17 protein-coding genes are annotated in these 18446 nt (G+C 70.0%); 7 read left to right on the plus strand and 10 right to left on the minus strand.

What is annotated here, in order from left to right; translation table 11 throughout:
- Positions 1 to 20 precede the first annotated feature (20 nt).
- Positions 21 to 1688, plus strand: a complete 1668-nt coding sequence (locus NF20_RS06575) for an Hsp70 family protein (RefSeq protein WP_033713280.1) — start codon at positions 21 to 23, stop codon at positions 1686 to 1688.
- A 12-nt stretch (positions 1689 to 1700) separates the two neighbouring features.
- Here NF20_RS06575 and NF20_RS06580 read toward each other — a convergent pair whose 3' ends face one another.
- From NF20_RS06580 to NF20_RS06595, 4 genes are all read right to left on the minus strand, one after another.
- The gene (locus NF20_RS06580; protein WP_003872384.1) at positions 1701 to 2048 is read right to left on the minus strand and encodes a hypothetical protein; all 348 of its coding nucleotides are present in this window, start codon (positions 2046 to 2048) and stop codon (positions 1701 to 1703) included.
- 75 nt (positions 2049 to 2123) lie between these two features.
- The gene (locus tag NF20_RS06585; protein ID WP_023861462.1) at positions 2124 to 3191 is read right to left on the minus strand and encodes an SAM dependent carboxyl methyltransferase; all 1068 of its coding nucleotides are present in this window, start codon (positions 3189 to 3191) and stop codon (positions 2124 to 2126) included.
- A 91-nt stretch (positions 3192 to 3282) separates the two neighbouring features.
- Complete coding sequence (locus tag NF20_RS06590; RefSeq protein WP_033713281.1) at positions 3283 to 3906, minus strand: MBL fold metallo-hydrolase; 624 nt, start codon at positions 3904 to 3906, stop codon at positions 3283 to 3285.
- Positions 3906 to 4991, minus strand: coding sequence for an S-(hydroxymethyl)mycothiol dehydrogenase (locus tag NF20_RS06595; RefSeq protein WP_033713366.1), 1086 nt, complete (start codon positions 4989 to 4991; stop codon positions 3906 to 3908). The genes NF20_RS06590 and NF20_RS06595 overlap by 1 nt, the downstream gene beginning before the upstream one ends.
- A 78-nt stretch (positions 4992 to 5069) precedes the next feature.
- Here NF20_RS06595 and NF20_RS06600 point away from each other — a divergent pair, with 78 nt between their 5' ends.
- The 3 genes from NF20_RS06600 (at position 5070) to NF20_RS06610 (ending at position 7616) form a co-directional block, all read left to right on the plus strand.
- The gene (locus NF20_RS06600; RefSeq protein WP_033713282.1) at positions 5070 to 6134 is read left to right on the plus strand and encodes a class I SAM-dependent methyltransferase; all 1065 of its coding nucleotides are present in this window, start codon (positions 5070 to 5072) and stop codon (positions 6132 to 6134) included.
- Positions 6134 to 6952 (plus strand): serine hydrolase domain-containing protein, encoded by an 819-nt coding sequence (locus NF20_RS06605; RefSeq protein ID WP_033713283.1) that lies wholly within the window; start codon positions 6134 to 6136, stop codon positions 6950 to 6952. Before NF20_RS06600 ends, NF20_RS06605 begins: the two co-directional genes overlap by 1 nt.
- 151 nt (positions 6953 to 7103) lie before the next feature.
- On the plus strand, positions 7104 to 7616 hold the full coding sequence (locus NF20_RS06610) for a DUF3145 domain-containing protein (protein ID WP_003872378.1): 513 nt from the start codon (positions 7104 to 7106) through the stop codon (positions 7614 to 7616).
- On the opposite strand, the gene NF20_RS06615 is transcribed toward NF20_RS06610, so the two are convergent.
- Together NF20_RS06615 and NF20_RS06620 are read right to left on the minus strand one after the other, a co-directional pair.
- The gene (locus tag NF20_RS06615) at positions 7613 to 8545 is read right to left on the minus strand and encodes a diacylglycerol kinase (protein ID WP_033713285.1); all 933 of its coding nucleotides are present in this window, start codon (positions 8543 to 8545) and stop codon (positions 7613 to 7615) included. The genes NF20_RS06610 and NF20_RS06615 overlap by 4 nt on opposite strands.
- The gene (locus tag NF20_RS06620; RefSeq protein ID WP_095764059.1) at positions 8542 to 10122 is read right to left on the minus strand and encodes an FAD-binding oxidoreductase; all 1581 of its coding nucleotides are present in this window, start codon (positions 10120 to 10122) and stop codon (positions 8542 to 8544) included. The genes NF20_RS06615 and NF20_RS06620 overlap by 4 nt, the downstream gene beginning before the upstream one ends.
- A gap of 47 nt (positions 10123 to 10169) precedes the next feature.
- On the opposite strand from NF20_RS06620, the gene NF20_RS06625 reads away from it, so the two are divergent.
- The 3 genes from NF20_RS06625 (at position 10170) to NF20_RS06635 (ending at position 13903) form a co-directional block, all read left to right on the plus strand.
- The gene (locus NF20_RS06625) at positions 10170 to 10751 is read left to right on the plus strand and encodes a TetR/AcrR family transcriptional regulator (protein WP_033713288.1); all 582 of its coding nucleotides are present in this window, start codon (positions 10170 to 10172) and stop codon (positions 10749 to 10751) included.
- Complete coding sequence (locus NF20_RS06630; protein WP_033713289.1) at positions 10748 to 12289, plus strand: glycerol-3-phosphate dehydrogenase/oxidase; 1542 nt, start codon at positions 10748 to 10750, stop codon at positions 12287 to 12289. The genes NF20_RS06625 and NF20_RS06630 overlap by 4 nt, the downstream gene beginning before the upstream one ends.
- Positions 12290 to 12382: 93 nt before the next feature.
- Complete coding sequence (locus NF20_RS06635; RefSeq protein ID WP_033713291.1) at positions 12383 to 13903, plus strand: FAD-dependent monooxygenase; 1521 nt, start codon at positions 12383 to 12385, stop codon at positions 13901 to 13903.
- Between the two features lie 78 nt (positions 13904 to 13981).
- On the opposite strand, the gene NF20_RS06640 is transcribed toward NF20_RS06635, so the two are convergent.
- The 4 genes from NF20_RS06640 to acpM all read right to left on the minus strand — a co-directional run bounded on the left by NF20_RS06640 (position 13982) and on the right by acpM (position 18380).
- Positions 13982 to 15403, minus strand: a complete 1422-nt coding sequence (locus tag NF20_RS06640; protein ID WP_033713292.1) for an acyl-CoA carboxylase subunit beta — start codon at positions 15401 to 15403, stop codon at positions 13982 to 13984.
- Positions 15404 to 15444: 41 nt separating this feature from the next.
- A complete protein-coding gene (gene kasB, locus NF20_RS06645) occupies positions 15445 to 16704 on the minus strand; it encodes a 3-oxoacyl-ACP synthase KasB (RefSeq protein ID WP_033713294.1) in 1260 nt (419 codons plus the stop codon).
- Between the two features lie 81 nt (positions 16705 to 16785).
- The gene (kasA, locus tag NF20_RS06650; protein ID WP_011724652.1) at positions 16786 to 18036 is read right to left on the minus strand and encodes a 3-oxoacyl-ACP synthase KasA; all 1251 of its coding nucleotides are present in this window, start codon (positions 18034 to 18036) and stop codon (positions 16786 to 16788) included.
- Complete coding sequence (gene acpM, locus NF20_RS06655) at positions 18033 to 18380, minus strand: meromycolate extension acyl carrier protein AcpM (protein WP_003872368.1); 348 nt, start codon at positions 18378 to 18380, stop codon at positions 18033 to 18035. Before acpM ends, kasA begins: the two co-directional genes overlap by 4 nt.
- Between the last annotated feature and the right edge of the window lie 66 nt (positions 18381 to 18446).

An 18446-nucleotide genomic window follows, 5' to 3' on the forward strand; every position in this document is an offset into this window, starting at 1 on the left:
TGCGAACACGGGGATCACACATGGCCAACGGAGCTGGGACCGCACTGGGCTTGTCGATCGGCGCCACCAACCTGGCGGCCGTCACCTCCGATCACGCCGTCACCCGCAAGCCCGTCCTGACGCGGTATCCGGACCGGCCCGCCGAGGTCGGCGTGCCCGCCGAGAATCCCCGGCTGCAGGGGCCCGGCGTGGTGATCACCGGCTTCGTCAACCGGGTCGGCGACCCGCGGCCCGTCGTCGCGTCCGACGGCTCGGTGCACCGCAGCGAGATACTGCTGGCCGACGCGCTGCGGGCGCTGGCCTACGCCGCCACCGGCGGGCGCGCCCTGCCCGACGACATCGCCGTCACCTACCCGGCGCACTGGGAGTCGGCGGCGGTGGAGGCCCTGGGCGCCGCGCTCGGCGAGATCCCCGAATGGTCGCGACGCGCCCGGCCCATCGTGCTGATCCCCGACGCCGCCGCGGCCCTGCTGGCGGTGCGGACCAGCCCGGGCCTGCCGGCGCGCGGAACCGTGGCCGTCTGCGATTTCGGCGGCAGCGGCACCAGCATCACGCTGATGGACGCCGACGGCGACTACCGGGCGCTGGCCCCGACCGTGCGGCACCGGGATTTCTCCGGTGACGTGATCGACCAGGCGCTGCTGGGCGTCGTGGTCGCCAATATGCCGACCACCGGCGCATTCCCCACCGGCACCGCGGCCATCGGCTCGCTGAGCCGGCTGCGCGGCGGGTGCCGGGTGGCCAAGGAGCAGCTGTCCGCCAACACCACGACCACCCTGACCGACGGACTGACCGGGGTGCGCGGCGAAATCCGGCTCACCCGAGCCGAACTCGACGACGCGATCGCCCCCGCGCTGGGTGGCTTCGTCACCGTGCTTCGGGAAACGTTGTCGCGCAACGGGATCCGTGATCTCGCCGCGGTGGTGTCGACGGGCGGCGGGGCGAATCTGCCCGCCGTCACCACCACGCTGGCGCGGCTTTTCCGCGTTCCGGTCGCCACCACGCCGCACCCGCAGCTCACCGCGGCGGTCGGGGCCGCGTTGCGGGTGGCGCACGCGGATGCCGGCGCGACGTTCACCGCACCGGCCGCACCCGCCACCGCCACGGCCCGCGCGGCGGCCCGGCCGGAGCCGCGCGCGGACGCGACCGCGACCGCCGCGGTGCCGCCGGCGAATCCCGCACCGATCGCGGTGCAGGCCTGGTCGGACACCGGGACCGACGCCGCGGCCCCGCCGTCCCGGCGCAAGCGGCTGTTCACCCGGTCGCGGCTGTTCCCCGCGGCGGCGGTCGTCATCGCCGCCGCGGCGCTGCTGCTGGTGGGCACCGCGCTGATGATCGGACTGACCGCGCAGAACAAATCGGACAAATCGGTGACCACCCCGGCGCCCACTCTGAGCACCACCCCGGCGCCGCCCCCACCCAGCGTCACCGCCGAGCCCGCGCCGCCACCCGCGGACATCCCGGTGCCGTCGACGTCGGACACCAATCCGCCCGCCGAGACCGAGACGCCGATGACCACCACGCCGCGGGCCACCCCGCAGGCGGCTCCGCCCGCGCATCCGCTGCCCCCGCGCAGGGTCGCGGCCCCGGCGATCCCGCCCATTCCCGGGCTCAACGAACCCATCCCCGGGCTGGACCGGGTCAACCAGATCATTCAGGAAATCGAAGGCAACCTGGGCGTCGGGTAGTTCCCTTTCGGCTCAGCCCTTTTCGCCCTTGTTCGGAGCGGCGGCGGCTTCCCGGAGCACCTCGTTGAGGGCCTTGTCCTTCTCGATCTGATCCCGCAAGGCCTGCTCGTCGCGGCCCTCGTCGGCGTGATCGGTGCCCTCGGCGACTTCGTGCTTGGGATTGCCGTCCTCGTCCAGCCACTCGTTGACCGCCGTCCCGGACACGCTGCCGCCGGTGCCGGGCAGCACAATGGTGGCCTTGTCCTCGTAGGCCTCCATCATCTCGGCGGCCTTCTTCTTGTCGTCCTCGTCGGGTTCCGGCTTCTCGGTCAACCGCTGATCATCGTCTCGGCCAGAGGCTTGATCGTCTCGCGCGCTCATGCATCTACCCCCTCGCAGTCGCAGATTCGACGATTCCGTGGGGTTACCCGCTGCGCTGTTGTGCCGAAACTCTCATCACTGCGCCGCCTCGCGCTTGACCAGCACCACCAACGCTTGCGGGATCCGCATCGGCTCGGGCGCGCTTGACAGGCGCTGGGCGATCGCGCTCTGCAACTGCTCGACGAACCGCGGGGCCCGCGGGTCGCGGATCCCGTCGTCGAGTCCGGCCACCAGCGCGGGGAACAGCGCGGACCGCGCGAAGGCCGCCCACTGCGCGCCGAACGCCTCGGCGTCGTGGTCGGCCTGGAAGCGAGCCCAGAACCGGTCCGCGGCGTTGAAGATCTCCAGCTGCTCGACCATCAACCCCTCGAACCGACCCTTCGGTGCGAACGGTGCGCGGAAATCCTTCTCGTTGCGGGCGAAGGTGGGAATCGTCATGCGCTGCAACTCATCCGGGCGCAGTAGGCCGTCGCGCCGCTGATCCTCGAGCGCCTCGACGATGGCGTCGAGCAGCGCGGCGAAACCCGCCGAGCAGCGCCCGTCCTCCTCGTCGGCGGCCAGGGTCAACGCCACCAGCCGGCCCTCGGGGGCCAGCTCGCGGCCGCGGAAGGCGACGAAGTTGTGCCAGTCCAGCGCGGCCTGGTCGGCGTAGGCCGCCAGCACCGCGTCGTCCCTGCTGCACGACACGTGCACATGATCGGGCACCGCACCCGGGGTGCGGCTGAGCCACTGCGTGGCCCACGACGTCCAGCCCAGGTTGACCGTCCGCGACGGCACGATCTGGTTGTAGAACGACCGGCCGATCGCCGAGGTGAACGTCGCCGCATCCGCGTGCAGGTAGCTCTCCGGGTCGTCGGCCACCGTGTCGAACAGCGCCGAGAAGTCATTGCCCGGTAAATCGGTGTGCGCCACCAGGATTGCGTGATCGGGCCGGGTGCGCCGGCGCAGCACCGAAACGGCCGCCGACAACGGCTTGAGCGAATTGTGGCCGTTGGCGGCGCCGTAGTCGGCGACGACGATCGGCTGCGGGGCCTTGGGCAGCGCCACCTGCTCGGCGGCCCGCTCGAACTGCGCGATCGCCTTCGCCAAACCGGCGGCGCGCAGCCGCGAGGCCTCGGTGTAGGTGGGTTCCGGCCGGACCACGATGCTTGATTGGAGGCCCGATTCGGGCGTCCCAGGTTCAGGCATGGATCAACGATAGTGGTTGAGTTGCCGTCAGTTCGGCTTGCCGGGATCAGTGGCCGCGCGCCACCCACTCCTCGTAGTGCACGATCTCGTCGCCGATGGTGGTGCTGTCGCCGTGGCCGGTGTGCACGACGGTTTCGCCGGGCAGGGTGCCGAGCCGGCCGGAGATCGACTGCAGGATGGTCGGGAAGTCCGAATAGGAGCGTCCCGTCGCGCCGGGACCGCCGGAGAACAGCGTGTCGCCGCTGAACACCACGCCGAGTTCCGGCGCATACCAGCACACCGAGCCGGGGGAGTGGCCGGGCGTGTGCAGCGCCAGCAGCTCGGTGCCGGCCACATCGATGGTGTCGCCGTCGGCGATGGTGCGGAAGTCCTTGTCCGGGTGGGTCATTCGCCACAGCACGTCGTCGCCCGGGTGCAGCAGCACCGGGGCGTCCAGCGCGGCGCCCAGCTCGGGGGCCACCGTGACGTGGTCGTTATGGCCGTGCGTGCACACCACCGCCACCACGTTGCGGTTGCCGACGGCCGCCACGATCGGCTCGGCGGTGTGCGCGGCGTCGAACACCACCACGTCGGAGTCGTCGCCGACGATCCAGATGTTGTTGTCGACTTCCCAACTGCCGCCGTCGAGTTTGAAGGTGCCGTGGGTGACGATTTTGTCGATGCCGGCCATCACAGCATCACCACCGAGCGCAGCACCTTGCCGCCGTGCATGTTGTGGAAGGCGGCTTCGACGTCGCCGAGCCCGATGCGCTCGGAGACGAACTTTTCGAGGGGAAGCCGGCCCTGCAGATACAGCTCGATCAGCGTGGGGAAGTCGCGTTCGGGCAGGCAGTCGCCGTACCACGACGACTTCAACGACCCGCCGTGGCTGAAGAAGTCCACCAGCGGCATCTCCAGCGTCATGTCGGGAGTCGGAACACCCACCAGCACAACGGTTCCCGCCAGGTCGCGGGCGTAGAAGGCCTGCTTCCAGGTTTCCGGGCGGCCCACCGCGTCGATCACCACGTTGGCGCCGAACCCGTCGGTGAGGTCCTGAATCGCGGCCACCACGTCGGCCTGGCGGGCGTTGACGGTGTGGGTGGCGCCGAAGCCGCGGGCCCAGTCCAGTTTGGTGTCGTCGGTGTCGACGGCGATGATGCGCCGGGCGCCCACCAGCGCCGCGCCCGCGATCGCGGCATCGCCCACGCCGCCGCAGCCGATCACCGCGACGGTGTCATCGCGGGTGACGGCACCGGTGTTGATCGCCGCCCCCAGCCCGGCCATCACCCCGCAACCCAGCAGCCCGGCGACGGCGGGATCGGCGGCGGGGTCGACCTTGGTGCACTGGCCGGCGGCCACCAGCGTCTTGTCGGCGAACGCCCCGATGCCCAGCGCCGGTGTCAGCTCGGTGCCGTCGGTCAGCGTCATCTTCTGGGTGGCATTGAAGGTGTCGAAGCACAGGTGCGGGCGGCCGCGCTTGCAAGCCCGGCACTGCCCGCACACCGCGCGCCAGTTCAGCACCACGAAGTCGCCCGGCTGCACCGCGGTCACGTCGGGGCCGACGGCCTCGACCCGGCCGGCGGCCTCGTGGCCGAGCAGAAACGGGTACTCGTCGTTGATGCCGCCCTCGCGGTAGGTCAGGTCGGTGTGGCACACCCCGCAGGCGACGACGTCGATCAGCGCCTCACCCGGCCCGGGATCGGGAACGACGATGTCGACCAACTCAACGGGTTCGCCCTTCTTGCGTGAAATCACGCCGCGCACTGTCTGACTCATGGGCTCCAACCTACTGTCGTCCGCCATACATCTCGCGGCGGGCCGTCCACCCATCGACCCGGTGTAGCGTCCCTGGGCGTGACGGCTTTGGAGACGACCGACGAATTCACCGACCGGATCACCGCGGCCATCGACGGCGCCAGCCTGGCGCTGCTGCTGAGCATCGGACATCAGACCGGTCTGCTGGACACGATGGCCGGACTCCCGCCGGCCACCAGCGATCGGATCGCCGAGGCCGCCGGGCTCAACGAACGCTACGTCCGGGAGTGGCTGGCCGGCATGACCACCGGACGCGTCGTCGACTACCACCCCGCCACCGCCGAGTACTCGCTGCCCGCGCACCGCGCCAAGGTGCTGACCCGCGCGGCCGGGCCGGACAACCTGGCCCTGGTCGCCCTGTTCTTCCCGCTGCTGGCCGAGGTCGAGCAGAAGATCATCGGCTGCTTCCGCACCGGCGGCGGCCTGCCCTACACCGAGTTCCCGCGCTTCCACGCGTTGATGGCCGAGCAGAGCGGCGTGGTGTTCGACACCGCGCTGGTCGACGTGGTGCTGCCGTTGGTCGACGGGCTGGTGCCGCGGCTGCGGCGCGGAGCCGACGTCGCCGATTTCGGCTGCGGCAGCGGGCACGCGATCAACGTGATGGCACAAGCGTTTCCGGCCAGCCGATTCACCGGCATCGACTTCTCCGAGCACGCCATCGCCGCCGGGATCGCCGAAGCCGCCGAACGCGGCCTGGCGAACGCGTCCTTCGAAAGTCACAATCTCGCCGATCTCGACAGGGCCGATGCCTACGACCTCATCACGGTGTTCGACGCCATCCACGACCAGGCGCAGCCCGCCCGGGTGCTGGCCAACATCCACCGCGCGCTGCGGCCCGGCGGCGTGCTGCTGATGGCCGACATCAAGGCGTCGAGCCGGCTCGAGGACAACATCGGCGTCCCGATGAGCACCTACCTGTACACCACCTCGCTGATGCACTGCATGACGGTGTCGCTGGCCGCCGACGGCGCCGGGCTGGGCACCGCGTGGGGCACGCAGCTGGCCGTCGCGATGCTGGGCGAGGCCGGCTTCGCCGACGTGCGGGTGGCCGAGATCGAGTCCGACCCGATCAACAACTACTACTACATCGCCCGCAAGAGCTGATGGCGGCGCTCGACGCTCTGGACGAATGGCCCGTCGGGGCCGTCGCCGCCGCGGTGATCGGACCCACCGGCGTGCTGGCCGGCCACGGCGACGCCGAGCGGGTGTTCGCGCTGGCCTCGGTGACCAAGCCGCTGGCGGCGCGCGCCGTGCACGTCGCCGTCGAAGAGGGCGCCGTCGAGCTGGACGCGGCCGCCGGTCCGCCCGGCGCCACCATCCGCCACCTGCTGGCGCACACCTCGGGGCTCTCGATGCACTCCGATCAGGTGCTGGCCCCACCCGGCACCCGCCGCATCTACTCCAACCAGGGCTTCACCGTGCTGGGCCAAACCCTGGAAGAAGAGACCGGCATCGAATTCGCCCGCTACCTGCACGAGGCGGTGTGCCAACCCCTGGGCATGACCGCCACCCGGCTGGACGGGGGCGCGGTGGCGGCCGGATTCGGGGCGACGTCGACCGTGGCGGACCTGGCGGCATTCGCCGGCGACCTGCTGCGGCCGACGACGGTCTCAGCGCGGTTGCACGCCGAGGCGACGACGGTGCAGTTCCCCGGGCTGGACGGCGTGCTGCCCGGCTACGGGGTGCAGCGGCCCAACGATTGGGGGCTCGGTTTCGAGCTGCGCGACGGCAAGGCGCCGCACTGGACCGGCGCGGCCAACTCGGCGCGAACGTACGGTCATTTCGGCCAGGCGGGCGGCTTCATCTGGGCCGACCCCGACATCGAGCGGGCGCTGGTGGTGCTCACCGACCGCGATTTCGGGGAGTGGGCGCTGGACCGGTGGCCGGCGATTTCGGACGCCGTGATATCCGAATACAGCTAAATCGGATCGCACACTAGCGCAACATGGGTATCACAGGGCACAATAGACACGCGCGACACAGCAAAAATCGAAGATTTGCGCAAGCTGCCCTGCTTGCCGGGTCCACAGGTCGTTGGGGAAGACGTCCCTCGTGGAACCGAAGGAGCAGGAAATGCGAGCGTCGAACCAATTCGCCGACGTGACGACTGGCGTGGTGTACGTGCACGCCTCGCCGGCGGCGGTGTGCCCGCATGTCGAGTGGGCGTTGTCGTCGACCCTGGGGGCCAAGGCCAACCTGACCTGGACGCCCCAGCCGGCGATGCCCGGACAGCTGCGCGCGGTCACCAACTGGGTCGGTCCGGTGGGCACCGGCGCCAAGCTGGCCAACGCGTTGCGCTCCTGGTCCGTGCTGCGGTTCGAGGTCACCGAGGACCCCAGCCCCGGAGTCGACGGCCACCGCTTCAGCCACACCCCGCAACTGGGTCTGTGGAGCGGGGCCATGAGCGCCAACGGCGACATCATGGTCGGGGAGATGCGGCTGCGCGCGATGATGGCCCAGGGCGCCGACACGCTGGCCGCCGAGCTGGATTCCGTGCTGGGGACGGCCTGGGACGAGGCGCTCGAGGCATTCCGCGACGGCGGCGACGCCGGCGAGGTGACCTGGCTGAGCCGGGGCGTGGGTTAGGGCCCGGCCCGCAGGATCCGCAGCGCGCCCGGAACGGCGGAGATCTCCGCCGGCAGCGGGCAGGCGAAGTCGCCGTCGGCGTAGACGTTGATCCCCGGACACTCGACGTGGATGGATTTGGCCCGCGCCGTGCTCACCTGCTCGAGTTCGACGTGCGTGCCCTTCATCACGGTGGGGAACAGGCGGACCAGCTTGGCGCGCGATGCCTCGTGCACCATGGTGATGTCGAGCAGGCCGTCGGCGTGGTCGGCGGCCGGGCAGATCCGCATTCCGCCGCCGTAGCTGCGGGTGTTGCCGAAGGCGGCCAGCGTGATGTCGGCGTCGATCTCGCGGGCGCCGTCGAGCACCAGGCGAAAAGGTAAGAGCCGCAACTGGGACAGCTCGGCGAGCATGGCCACGTAATAGCGCAGCCGGCCGTGCGGCCAGCGCATCCGGTTGGCGCGATCGGTGACCAGCGAGTCGAAGCCGGTGGCCGCCACGGTGCCGAACCATTTGTCGAATCCGTTGTCGGCCCGAATCCGGCCCAGGTCAACGGTTTCGGCCCAGCCGTCGACGATGATGTCGGCGGCCGACTCGGGATCCTTGGTGGGGATCCCGAATTCACGGGCGTGGTCGTTGCCGGTGCCGGCCGGGACGATGCCGGCGGGAATGTCGGTGCCCGCCAACACTTGTAGCGCGTTGGAGAACACCCCGTCGCCCCCGGTCACGATGACCGCGTCGGCGCCCTTGTCCAGTGCCGCGCCGACCAGGTGCCGGGCGTCTTGCGGGTCGTCGCCGATGATTTCGACGACCTCCACCCCGCGCCGGTGCAGCCGGGCGATCGCCCGCTGCGCGGCGGCCACCGCGGCGCCGTGCCCGGAGGCCGGGTTGGTCAGCGCGATCACCTTGCCGATCTCGTACCGGCGTAGCCGTGCAGCCGGGGACGTCACGGAATCAGCTTGCCGGGGTTGAGGATTCCGGCCGGGTCCAGGGTGTCCTTGACCGCGCGTAACACCTGCACTCCCAACTCGCCGATCTCCTCGCGCATCCACGGCCGGTGGTCGGTGCCGACGGCGTGGTGGTGGGTGATGGTCCCGCCGGTGGCCATGATCGCATCCGAGGCGGCCTTCTTGGCGGTTTTCCACTGCTCGATCGGATCGCCGCGTTGCCCGGCGACCACGGTGAAGTACAACGACGCGCCCGTGGGGTAGACGTGCGAAATGTGGCACATCACCAGCGCCGGGGTGCCGGTCTGCGCCAGCGCGGTGGTGAGTGCTTGCGTGACAGCGGCTTTCAGCGCCGAGATGTTGGACCAGTCGGTGGCCGTCTCGAGTGTTTCGCACAGCGCCCCGGCCGCCAGCAGTGAGTCGCGCAGGTAGGGCGCACCGAACCGGCCGCGCTCCCAGGCCCGGGCCGGGCCGTCCCCCAGCGACGTTCCGCCCTGGGCCGCCAGCAGCGCGCTGGTTTCGGCGTGCCGGCTGTCGACATGTTGTTTGGTGCCCTCGAACATGGTGATGCACAGGCAGCCGCCGGTGATCCGGGACTCGCCGATCGCCTCCGTGGTGGCCAGGTTGACCCCGGTCTCGGCCTCGTCGGAGAGGCGAATCACGGTGGGGCCGGTGCCATTCTGGGTGACCGCGCGCAGGGCGGCCGCTCCGGTTTCGAAGTCGGGGAACGACCATGCCTCGTAGCGAACGGCCTGCGGAATGCGGTGCACCCGCAGCCGCACCCGGGTGATGACGCCCAGGGTGCCCTCCGAGCCGATCAGCAGCTGACGCAGGTCCGGGCCGGCGGCCGACTCCGGTCCGCGCCCCAGGTCCATGGTGCCCACCGGGGTGACCACCCGCAGCCCGCGCACCATGTCGTTGAACCGGCCGTAGCCCGCCGAGTCCTGCCCGGAGGACCGGGTTGCGGCGAAGCCACCGACGGTGGCGTATTCGAAACTCTGCGGAAAATGGCCAAGCGAAAAGCCATGTGCACCAAGCAGTTTCTCAGCATCCGGGCCGGTGACCCCGGCCCCGAGAACCGCCAGGCCGGACACCGGGTCCAACGAGATCAGCTGATCGAAACGGCGCAGATCCACCGCGACGGCGGCGCCGAACCCGGCGCGCTCGGGGGCGAGTCCGCCGACCACGCTGGTGCCCCCGCCGAACGGTACGACCGCGATCCGATGCTGGGAGCAGTAGCGCAGAATCGCGGCGACGGACTCGTCGTCGCCGGGCAGCAACACGGCGTCGGGCGCATCCTGCGGGCCCGGGCTGTTGCGGCTGAGCAGGTCGATGGTGGACTTGCCGCCCGCGTGCAGCAACCGATCGGAATCGGCGGTGCGGCAGTACTCGGGGCCGACGATGGCGGTCAGCGCCTCCCGGTCCGCCGGCGATAGCGTGGACGGACGCAACCGCACCTGCTCGGGTCGCGGCTCGGCCGCGCGGGACCCCTCGATCCCCACGGCCTGCTGCAGCAATGACCGGATGCCCTCGGAGAGCGGTTTGGCCGCGGCGGGATCCCCCCAGGCGTTCCATTTCATCGGCGGCAGCAGCCGCTCCGGATGCGTCATGCGTTACAGTATTACAGATGCTGTCAATCCGTAACGATAAGCCGGACGCCGCGCTGGACACCGGCGAGCGCATCATGGCGGCCGCGGCCAGCTGTGTGGTCGACTTCGGCGTGGACCGGGTGACCCTGGCCGAGATCGCCCGGCGGGCCGGCGTCAGCCGGCCGACGGTGTACCGGCGCTGGCCGGACACCCGGTCGATCGTCGCGGCGCTGTTGACCCGGCATGTCACCGACGTGATGCGGGCCGCGCCGTTGCTCGGCGACGACCGGGAATCGCTGGTGCGACAGATCGTTACGGTGGCCGACCTGTTGCGCCAGGACCGACTGGTGATGTCCGTGTTGCACTCGGAGCTGGCGCCGATCTACATCACCGAGCGGCTCGGCACCAGCCAGCACATGTTGATCGACGCCCTCGCCGCCCGGCTGCGGGTGGCCCAGCGTAATGGCAGCGTCCGGCCCGGCGACCCGGTGCAGATGGCCACCATGGTGTTGCTGATCGCCCAGTCGACCATCCAGTCGGCGCAAATCGTCGAACAGCTGCTCGACGCCGAGGCGCTGGCCACCGAACTCGCCTACTCGCTGAACGGATACCTGTCGTGATCCCCGACCCCAGCGCGCTCAACGCCGCCCGCCGGACCGCCGACTTGGCCGCGCTCGCCGAGGGTGAGCCGCTGGACGTGCTGGTGATCGGCGGCGGCATCACCGGGGCCGGGATCGCGTTGGACGCCGCCGCGCGCGGGCTGCGGGTGGCGCTGGTGGAAAAGCGCGATCTGGCGTTCGGCACCAGCCGCTGGAGCTCCAAACTCGTGCACGGCGGGCTGCGCTATCTGGCCAGCGGCAAGGTCGGCATCGCCCGGCGCAGCGCCCTCGAACGCGGAATCCTGATGACCCGCAACGCCCCTCATCTGGTGCACGCGATGCCGCAACTGGTGCCGTTGCTGCCGTCAATGAGCCGGGCCACGCGGGCGCTGGTGCGCGGCGGCTTCCTGGCCGGCGACGCGCTGCGCTTCCTCGCCGGCACGCCGGCCTCGACACTGCCCCGCTCGCAACGGATCTCGGCGCAGCGCGTCGTGCAGCTGGCGCCGACCGTGTGCCGCGACGGCCTGGACGGGGGATTGCTGGCCTACGACGGTCAACTGATCGATGACGCCCGGCTGGTCACCGCGGTGGCGCGCACCGCCGCTCAGCACGGCGCGCGGATCCTCACCTACGTCGCGGCGTCGCGGGCCACGGGTACGTCGGTGCGGTTGACCGACGTGCGTGGCGGCGGCTCGTTCGACGTGTCGGCCGGCGCGGTGATCAACGCGGCCGGCGTGTGGGCGGGCGAGATCGACGGCTCGTTGCGGTTGCGGCCCAGCCGCGGCACGCATCTGGTCTTCGACGCTGCCGCCTTCGGCAATCCGACTGCGGCGCTGACGATTCCGATTCCCGGCGAGCTCAACAGATTCGTCTTCGCGATGCCCGAACAGCTGGGCCGGGTCTACCTCGGGCTGACCGACGAGGCCGCGCCCGGTCCCATCCCGGACGTGCCGGAGCCGTCCGTCGAGGAGATCACGTTCCTGCTCGACACGGTGAACACCGCGCTGGGCACGGCGCTGGCCGCCACCGACGTGATCGGCGCCTACGCGGGGCTACGGCCGCTGATCGACACGGGTGAGGGCCGCACCGCCGACGTCTCCCGCGAACACGCCGTCGTCGAATCCGCGTCCGGGGTGATCAGCGTGATCGGCGGCAAACTGACCGAATACCGTTACATGGCACAGGATGTGCTCGATCGTGCCGTGCGGGTGCGGCGGCTGCGCGCCGCGAAATGCCGGACCCGCAACCTGCCGCTGATCGGGGCGCCGGCCAACCCCGGGATCACCGGAGCGCCGCACGTCGCACTGCCGGAGTCACTGGTGTCGCGGTACGGCGCCGAGGCGGCCAAGGTCGTCGCGACCGCCGGTTGCGAGCGGCCGACCGAACCGGTCGCCGACGGAATCGACGTCATTCGAGCCGAGTTCGAATACGCGATCACCCACGAGGGCGCGCTGGAGGTCTCCGACATCGTCGATCGGCGGACCCGGATCGGCCTGGTGCCGCGCGACCGCGAGCGGGTGGTGGCCGTGGCCGAGGAGTTTCTCGCCCGCTTCGGGTAGGGCGGCTGGGTCACCCCCCACGCCTCGGGTATTGATAGTTCCTATCGAATGATAGACACTGTCAGTTCTGGGCGGGAGTGGAAAGGGGACGAGATGACCACGCGAGTGCCTGTGCTCATCGTCGGGGCCGGCGTCGGCGGCCTGTCCATGTCGGCGCTGCTGACCCAACACGGTGTCCGGTCGCTGCTGGTGGAGAAGCGGCGCGAGGTCTTCCTGTACCCGAAGGCCCGCAACCTGAGCTTTCGCAGCTTGGAGATCCTGCGCGGGATGGGTCTGGGCGACGAGGTGCATGCGGTCGCCGAGCACGTCTCGACCGTAGTGGCCAAGCCGGCGCTCAACAGCCCCGAGGAGCGACCGGCGCTCGACGTCGAGGGGATCTTCGCCGGTCTGGAGCGGTTCAGCCCCGAACCGGCGGCGCAGTACTGCCCGCAGAGCCGGCTCGAGCCGATCCTGCTCGCCGCGACCCGGCGCGGCGGCAGCGAGGTGCGCTACCGGACCGAGCTGTCCTCGATCGACATGGACGAGGCCGGCGTCACCGCGGTGGTTCGCGACGCCGAGTCGGGGACGCCCGAGACGATCCGCGCCGACTATCTGATCGGCGCCGACGGGGTGCACAGCCCTCTCCGTAACCTGTTGGGAATCACCACGTCTGGATACGGCGCGCTGCCCATCTACGTCGTCTTCGTCTACTTCCGGGCGCCCTGGCGAAAGTTCATCCCGCACTTGCACGACGGCGACGGTGTGCAGGTCAAGAACGCCGACGTGGACGGCATCTTCCTGGTCGCCGAGGGTGACCTCGGCATGTTCATCACCACCTACTTTCCCGACGAGGGCGAGACGGCCGAGCAGTTCACGCCGCAGCGCTGCCGCGAGCTGCTCACCAAGGCGATCGGCGAGCCGCTCGACATCGACGTCATCGAGGTCGCGGCATGGCAGCCCTACGAGCAGGTCGCCGACCGATTCGATTGCGGGCGAGCGTTTTTGGTGGGCGATTCGGCGCACACCATGCCGCCGTTCAAGGCCGGGGGAGCCAACACCGCGATCCAGAGCGCGCACAACCTGGCCTGGAAACTCGCCGCCGTGCTGCGAGGCGCGGCCGGACCGGCGCTGCTGGACACCTACCACGCCGAGCGGCACCCCGTCGGCGTCTTCGCCGCGCGCCAGTCGCTCACCGGGCCGTCGATGGCCCTGCTGAGACCGGGTGGGAAGCGGCCGCAACTGCCGGCCGACGAAGAGGCCCCGATCTTCGCCCTGATGATCGGATACCGCTACGGCGCGAACGGCATCGAGCTGGTGGACGAGTTGCGCGCCCAGCCGGGCACCCGGGTGCCACACGTCTGGGTGCGCGACGGTGTCTCGACCCTCGACCTGGTGGGCCCGGAGTTCACCGTGCTCACCGGCGACGAACGCTGGTGTGCCGCAGCGGCTTCGGTGTCGCTACCGGCGCACCGGGTCTACAACGACCAGTGGGCGGCGATCACCGGGCTGGCGCCGGACGGGGCACTGCTGATCCGGCCCGACGATTTCGTCGGGTGGCGCGCCGACGAGCTGCCCACCGACCCGCAAACCGCTCTCCGCCAAGCGCTTTCGCTGTGCCTGGGCCGGGCACGTTAGGGCGCGAGCAGACGCAAAAGCCCCCGATGCGCGGCGTGTCGCGGGGCTTTTGCGTCTGCTCGCGCGGGAAAAGTGGGGTTACAGCGGGATGTTCTTGTGGCGGCCGCGGCGCGCCGGCGCCTGGGCCAGCGCCTCGGTGAGCTTGCTGCGGGTGTGCGCCGGGTCGATCTTCTCGTCGACCACGCCGATCTCGATCGCACTGTCCACACCGCCGGCGATCTTCTCGTGCTCGGCGGCCAGCTGGTCGTGCAGCGCCTCGCGCTCGTGCTCCGGGGCGGCGGCCAGCTTCTTCTTGTGCAGGATGCCGACGGCGGCCTTGGCTCCCATCACCGCGACCTCGGCGTCCGGCCAGGCGAACACCTTGGTCGCGTTCAGCGAACGGGAGTTCATCGCAATGTAGGCCCCGCCGTAGGTCTTTCGGGTCACCAGGGTGACCCGCGCAACGGTGGCCTCGCCGAAGGCGTGCAGCAGCTTGGCGCCGCGACGCACCACACCGCCCCACTCCTGGTCGACACCGGGCAGATAGCCCGGCACGTCGACGATCACCACCAGCGGAATGCCGAAGGCATCGCACAGCCGTACGAAACGCGCTGCCTTCTCGGCACTTTCGGAGTTCAGGCAACCGCCCAGCCGCAGCGGGTTGTTGGCCAGCACGCCGACCGTGCGACCGGACAGCCGGCCCAACCCGATCACCATCGACGGCGCCCAGTTCGCCTGGAACTCGTCGAACGGGGTCTCGTCGTCGAGGATCGCGGTCACGATGGGGCGGACGTCGTAGGCGCGGCGGGCCGACTCGGGCAGCAGCGCGTGGATGTCGGTGTCGCCGGCCTCGGCCTTGGTGCGGTCGAAATGGCCCTGCTGGCAGAACAATCCGACCAACCGGCGACCGCGCTCGTAGGCGTCGAGCTCGTCGTCGGCGACGATGTGGCACACCCCGGACTTCTTGTGGTGGGTCTCGGGGCCGCCGAGCGAGGCCATGTCGACGTCCTCGCCGGTGACGCTGCGCACCACGTCGGGTCCGGTGACGAACACCCGGCTCTCCGGCGCCATCACCACGACGTCGGTCAGCGCCGGCCCGTAGGCGGCGCCACCGGCCGCGAAGCCGACCACCACCGAGATCTGCGGGATGTAGCCGGACGCGCGGATCATCGCCTCGAACACCAGGCCCACGGCGTGCAACGCCTTCACGCCCTCGGCCAGCCGGGCACCGCCGGAGTGCCAGATGCCCACGATCGGGCTCTGCTCCTCGATGGCGGTGTCGTAGGCGTCGACGATGTGCGAGCAGCCCTCGATGCCCATGGCGCCGCCCATGACGGTGCCGTCGGTGCAGAACGCGATGGTGCGCACACCGTTCACGGTTCCCGCGGCGGCAAGCACGCCCGAGCGGTCACGTTCGTGCAGCAGCGCGACGCTGCCGTCGTCGAAGAAATTGCTCAGGCGCAACAGCGGGTCGCGGGGGTCGAGCGACTCGCCAACCGTCTCGGGGGCCGTGATAGTCATCGCAGGTCTCCTGTATTCCGGTGCTGCTCGGGACGGTGGGTTCAGTACCGTCCGAAGGCGATGGCGACGTTGTGGCCGCCGAAGCCGAACGAGTTGTTGATCGCGTACTGGTAGTTGCCCGGTCGCGGTTTGCCCGCCACCACGTCCAAATCGATTTCGGGGTCGAGGTTTTCCAGGTTCAGGGTGGGCGGGACGACCTGGTCGCGCAGCGCCAGCACGGTCAGGATGGACTCGACCGCGCCGACCGCGCCGACCGAGTGGCCGAGCGCGGCCTTGGGGGCGTAGACGGCGGCGTTGCCGCCGTGCGGGCCCAGCGCGTTGTTGATGGCCTTGCTCTCGGCCACGTCGCCCACCGTGGTTCCGGTGGCGTGCGCGTTGACGTGATCGATGTCGCCGGGCGTCAGGCCGGCCAGCTGGATGGCGCGGCTCATGGCGTGCCCGGCGCGTTCGCCGTTGGGGTCGGGGGCGACCATGTGGTAGCCGTCGGAGGTGATGCTGGCGCCCATGATGCGGGCCAGGATGTTGGCGCCGCGGGCCTTGGCGTGTTCCTCGGTTTCGATCACCATCAGCGCGCCGGCCTCGCCGAACACGAAGCCGGTGCGGTCCCGGTCGAACGGGCGGCAGGCGCCGACGGGGTCGTCGTTCTTGGTCGACATCACGATGCGCATCTGGGCGAACGCCGCGATGGGCACCGCCTCGATCTTCGTCTCGACGCCGCCGCAGATCGCGATGTCGGCCTCGCCGAAGACGATGTTGCGCCACGCCTGGGCGATGCCCTCGGAGCCCGACGCGCACGCCGAGACCGGGGTGATGACGCCCGCCTTGGCGTGGTGTTCCAGCCCGACCGCCGCGGCTGCGCCGTTGGGCATGTACTTCTGCACACCGAGCGGGGAGACCGCCTTCATGCCCCGCGCGCGCATGTCGTCGTAGCTGAAGACCATTTCCTCGGATGACCCCAGGCCGGTGCCGATGGAGACCATCAGCCGGTTGCTGTCCACCTCGGGCGAGCCGGCGTTCTCCCAGACCCGCCGGCCCAAGATGGTGGACATCCGTTGCAGGTAGCCCGTCCGGCGCAGCTCGACGCGGGTCAGCTGACTGTCGAACTCCTCCAACAGATGTCCGCCGATGCGCACCGGCAGGTCGAACTCCTCGACGAAGGGATCGTCGAGTGTGCGGATACCACTTTGACTGTCCAGCAACAGCTTCCAGGTGGTCTCGGCGTCAGTCGCCAGCGCGGTCGTCATGGCGATGCCGGTGACGACCACGTTCGGGAGCGTTTTCCCGGTAACCAGCTCTGTCATGGGTCTTGCGAAGATTCCTTCCCTAACTTGTCCGGCAACTTTGCGGGCCGTTGCGGCCCGCATCGTCGCCGGACGGCGTGCTCAGTAGCGCCCGAAGGCCAGTGCCACGTTGTGGCCACCGAAGCCGAACGAGTTGTTGATCGCGTATTGGTAGTCGCCGTAGCGGGGTTCGCCCGCCACGATGTCCAGATCGATTTCGGGGTCCGGGGTTTCATAGTTCAAGGTGGGCGGAATGACGCCGTCGCGCAGGGTCAGCACCGTGAGCACCGATTCCAGCGCGCCGACCGCGCCGATCGAGTGTCCCAGCGCGGACTTCGGCGCATACACCGCCGCCTCCTGACATCCGGCCACCCGGATGGCGTTGGCCTCGGCGGTGTCACCGATCGGCGTCGCGGTGCCGTGCGCGTTGACGTGGTCGACGTCCTTGGGGGACAGGCCCGCCAACTCCAGCGACCGCGTCATGGCCCGGCCCGCCCGCACACCGTCGGCCGCCGGGGCCACCATGTGGAACGCGTCGGACGTGATGCCGGCACCCATCAACCGGGCCAGCGGCTTGGCGCCGCGGGCCTTGGCGTGCTCCTCGGTCTCGATCAGCATCAGCGCACCGGCCTCGCCGAACACGAACCCGTCGCGGTCCTTGTCGAACGGCCGCGACGCCCGCTCGGGCTCGTCGTTGCGCGTCGACATGGCCCGCATCATCGAGAAGGCCGCGATCGGCAGCGCCTCGATAGGGCCCTCGACACCACCGCACACGGCAACATCGGCGTCGCCCATGACGATCTGGCGCCACGCGTGGGCGATCGCCTCCGAGCCCGACGAACAGGCTGACACCGGGGTGATCACCCCGGCGCGGGCGCCGAGCTGCAGACCCACCACGGCGGCGGCGCCGTTGGGCATGATCATCTGCACGGCCAGCGGCGACACCTTGCGGGGGCCGCCCTCGTTCATCAGGTCGTAGCTCTCCACGATCCGCTCGGCACCACCGAGGCCGGTGCCCACCACGACCGAGAACCGGTCGGGGTCGAGCTCCGGGTTGCCGGCGGTCTCCCACAGCTGGGTGCTGAGCAGCTTGGCCAGCCGCTGGACGTAGGACATGCGGCGCAGGTCGAGCCTGCTCATCCGCTCGTCGATGGGCTCCTTGAGGTGTCCACCGATCCGGACCGGCAGGTCCCACTTGGTGATGTAGTCGTCTTCGAGGACGTGGATGCCGCTTTCGCCGGCGAGTAGACCCTTCCACGTGCTCTCGACGTCCGGCGCGATCGACGTCGTCGCCGTGACGGCGGTTACCACAACGCTGGGGTAACCGCCGTTAGCAGTGGAAGGCTTACTCACTTGCTGTCCGCTTCCAGCCTTGCCTTGACGTTGGCGACCGCCTCGGGGTTCTCGGTCTCCAGCTTGGCGCGCAACGCCTCGGCAGCCTCGGGGTTCTCTTCCTCGAGCTTCTGGATGTAGGCCACGACGTCACCGACGGTGCGCAGACCGGCGAGGTCCTCGTCGGGAATCTTGACGCCGTACTTGTCCTCGGTCTGCACGGCGATCTCGACCATCGACAGCGAGTCGATGTCCAGGTCGTCGACGAAGGACTTCTCCGGGGTGACCTCGGAGGGCTCGATACCGGTCACCTCTTCGATGATCTCGGCGATACCGGCGATGATTTCTTCCTGGCTGACAGCCACAGCATTTCCCTTCGTAATGTGTTGTGAATCAGTCGAACTGACGTGTGTTATGCGGTTGTACTGGTC

The sequence above is a fragment of the Mycobacterium sp. MAC_080597_8934 genome (assembly GCF_000523975.1).
Lineage (GTDB): Bacteria > Actinomycetota > Actinomycetes > Mycobacteriales > Mycobacteriaceae > Mycobacterium > Mycobacterium avium.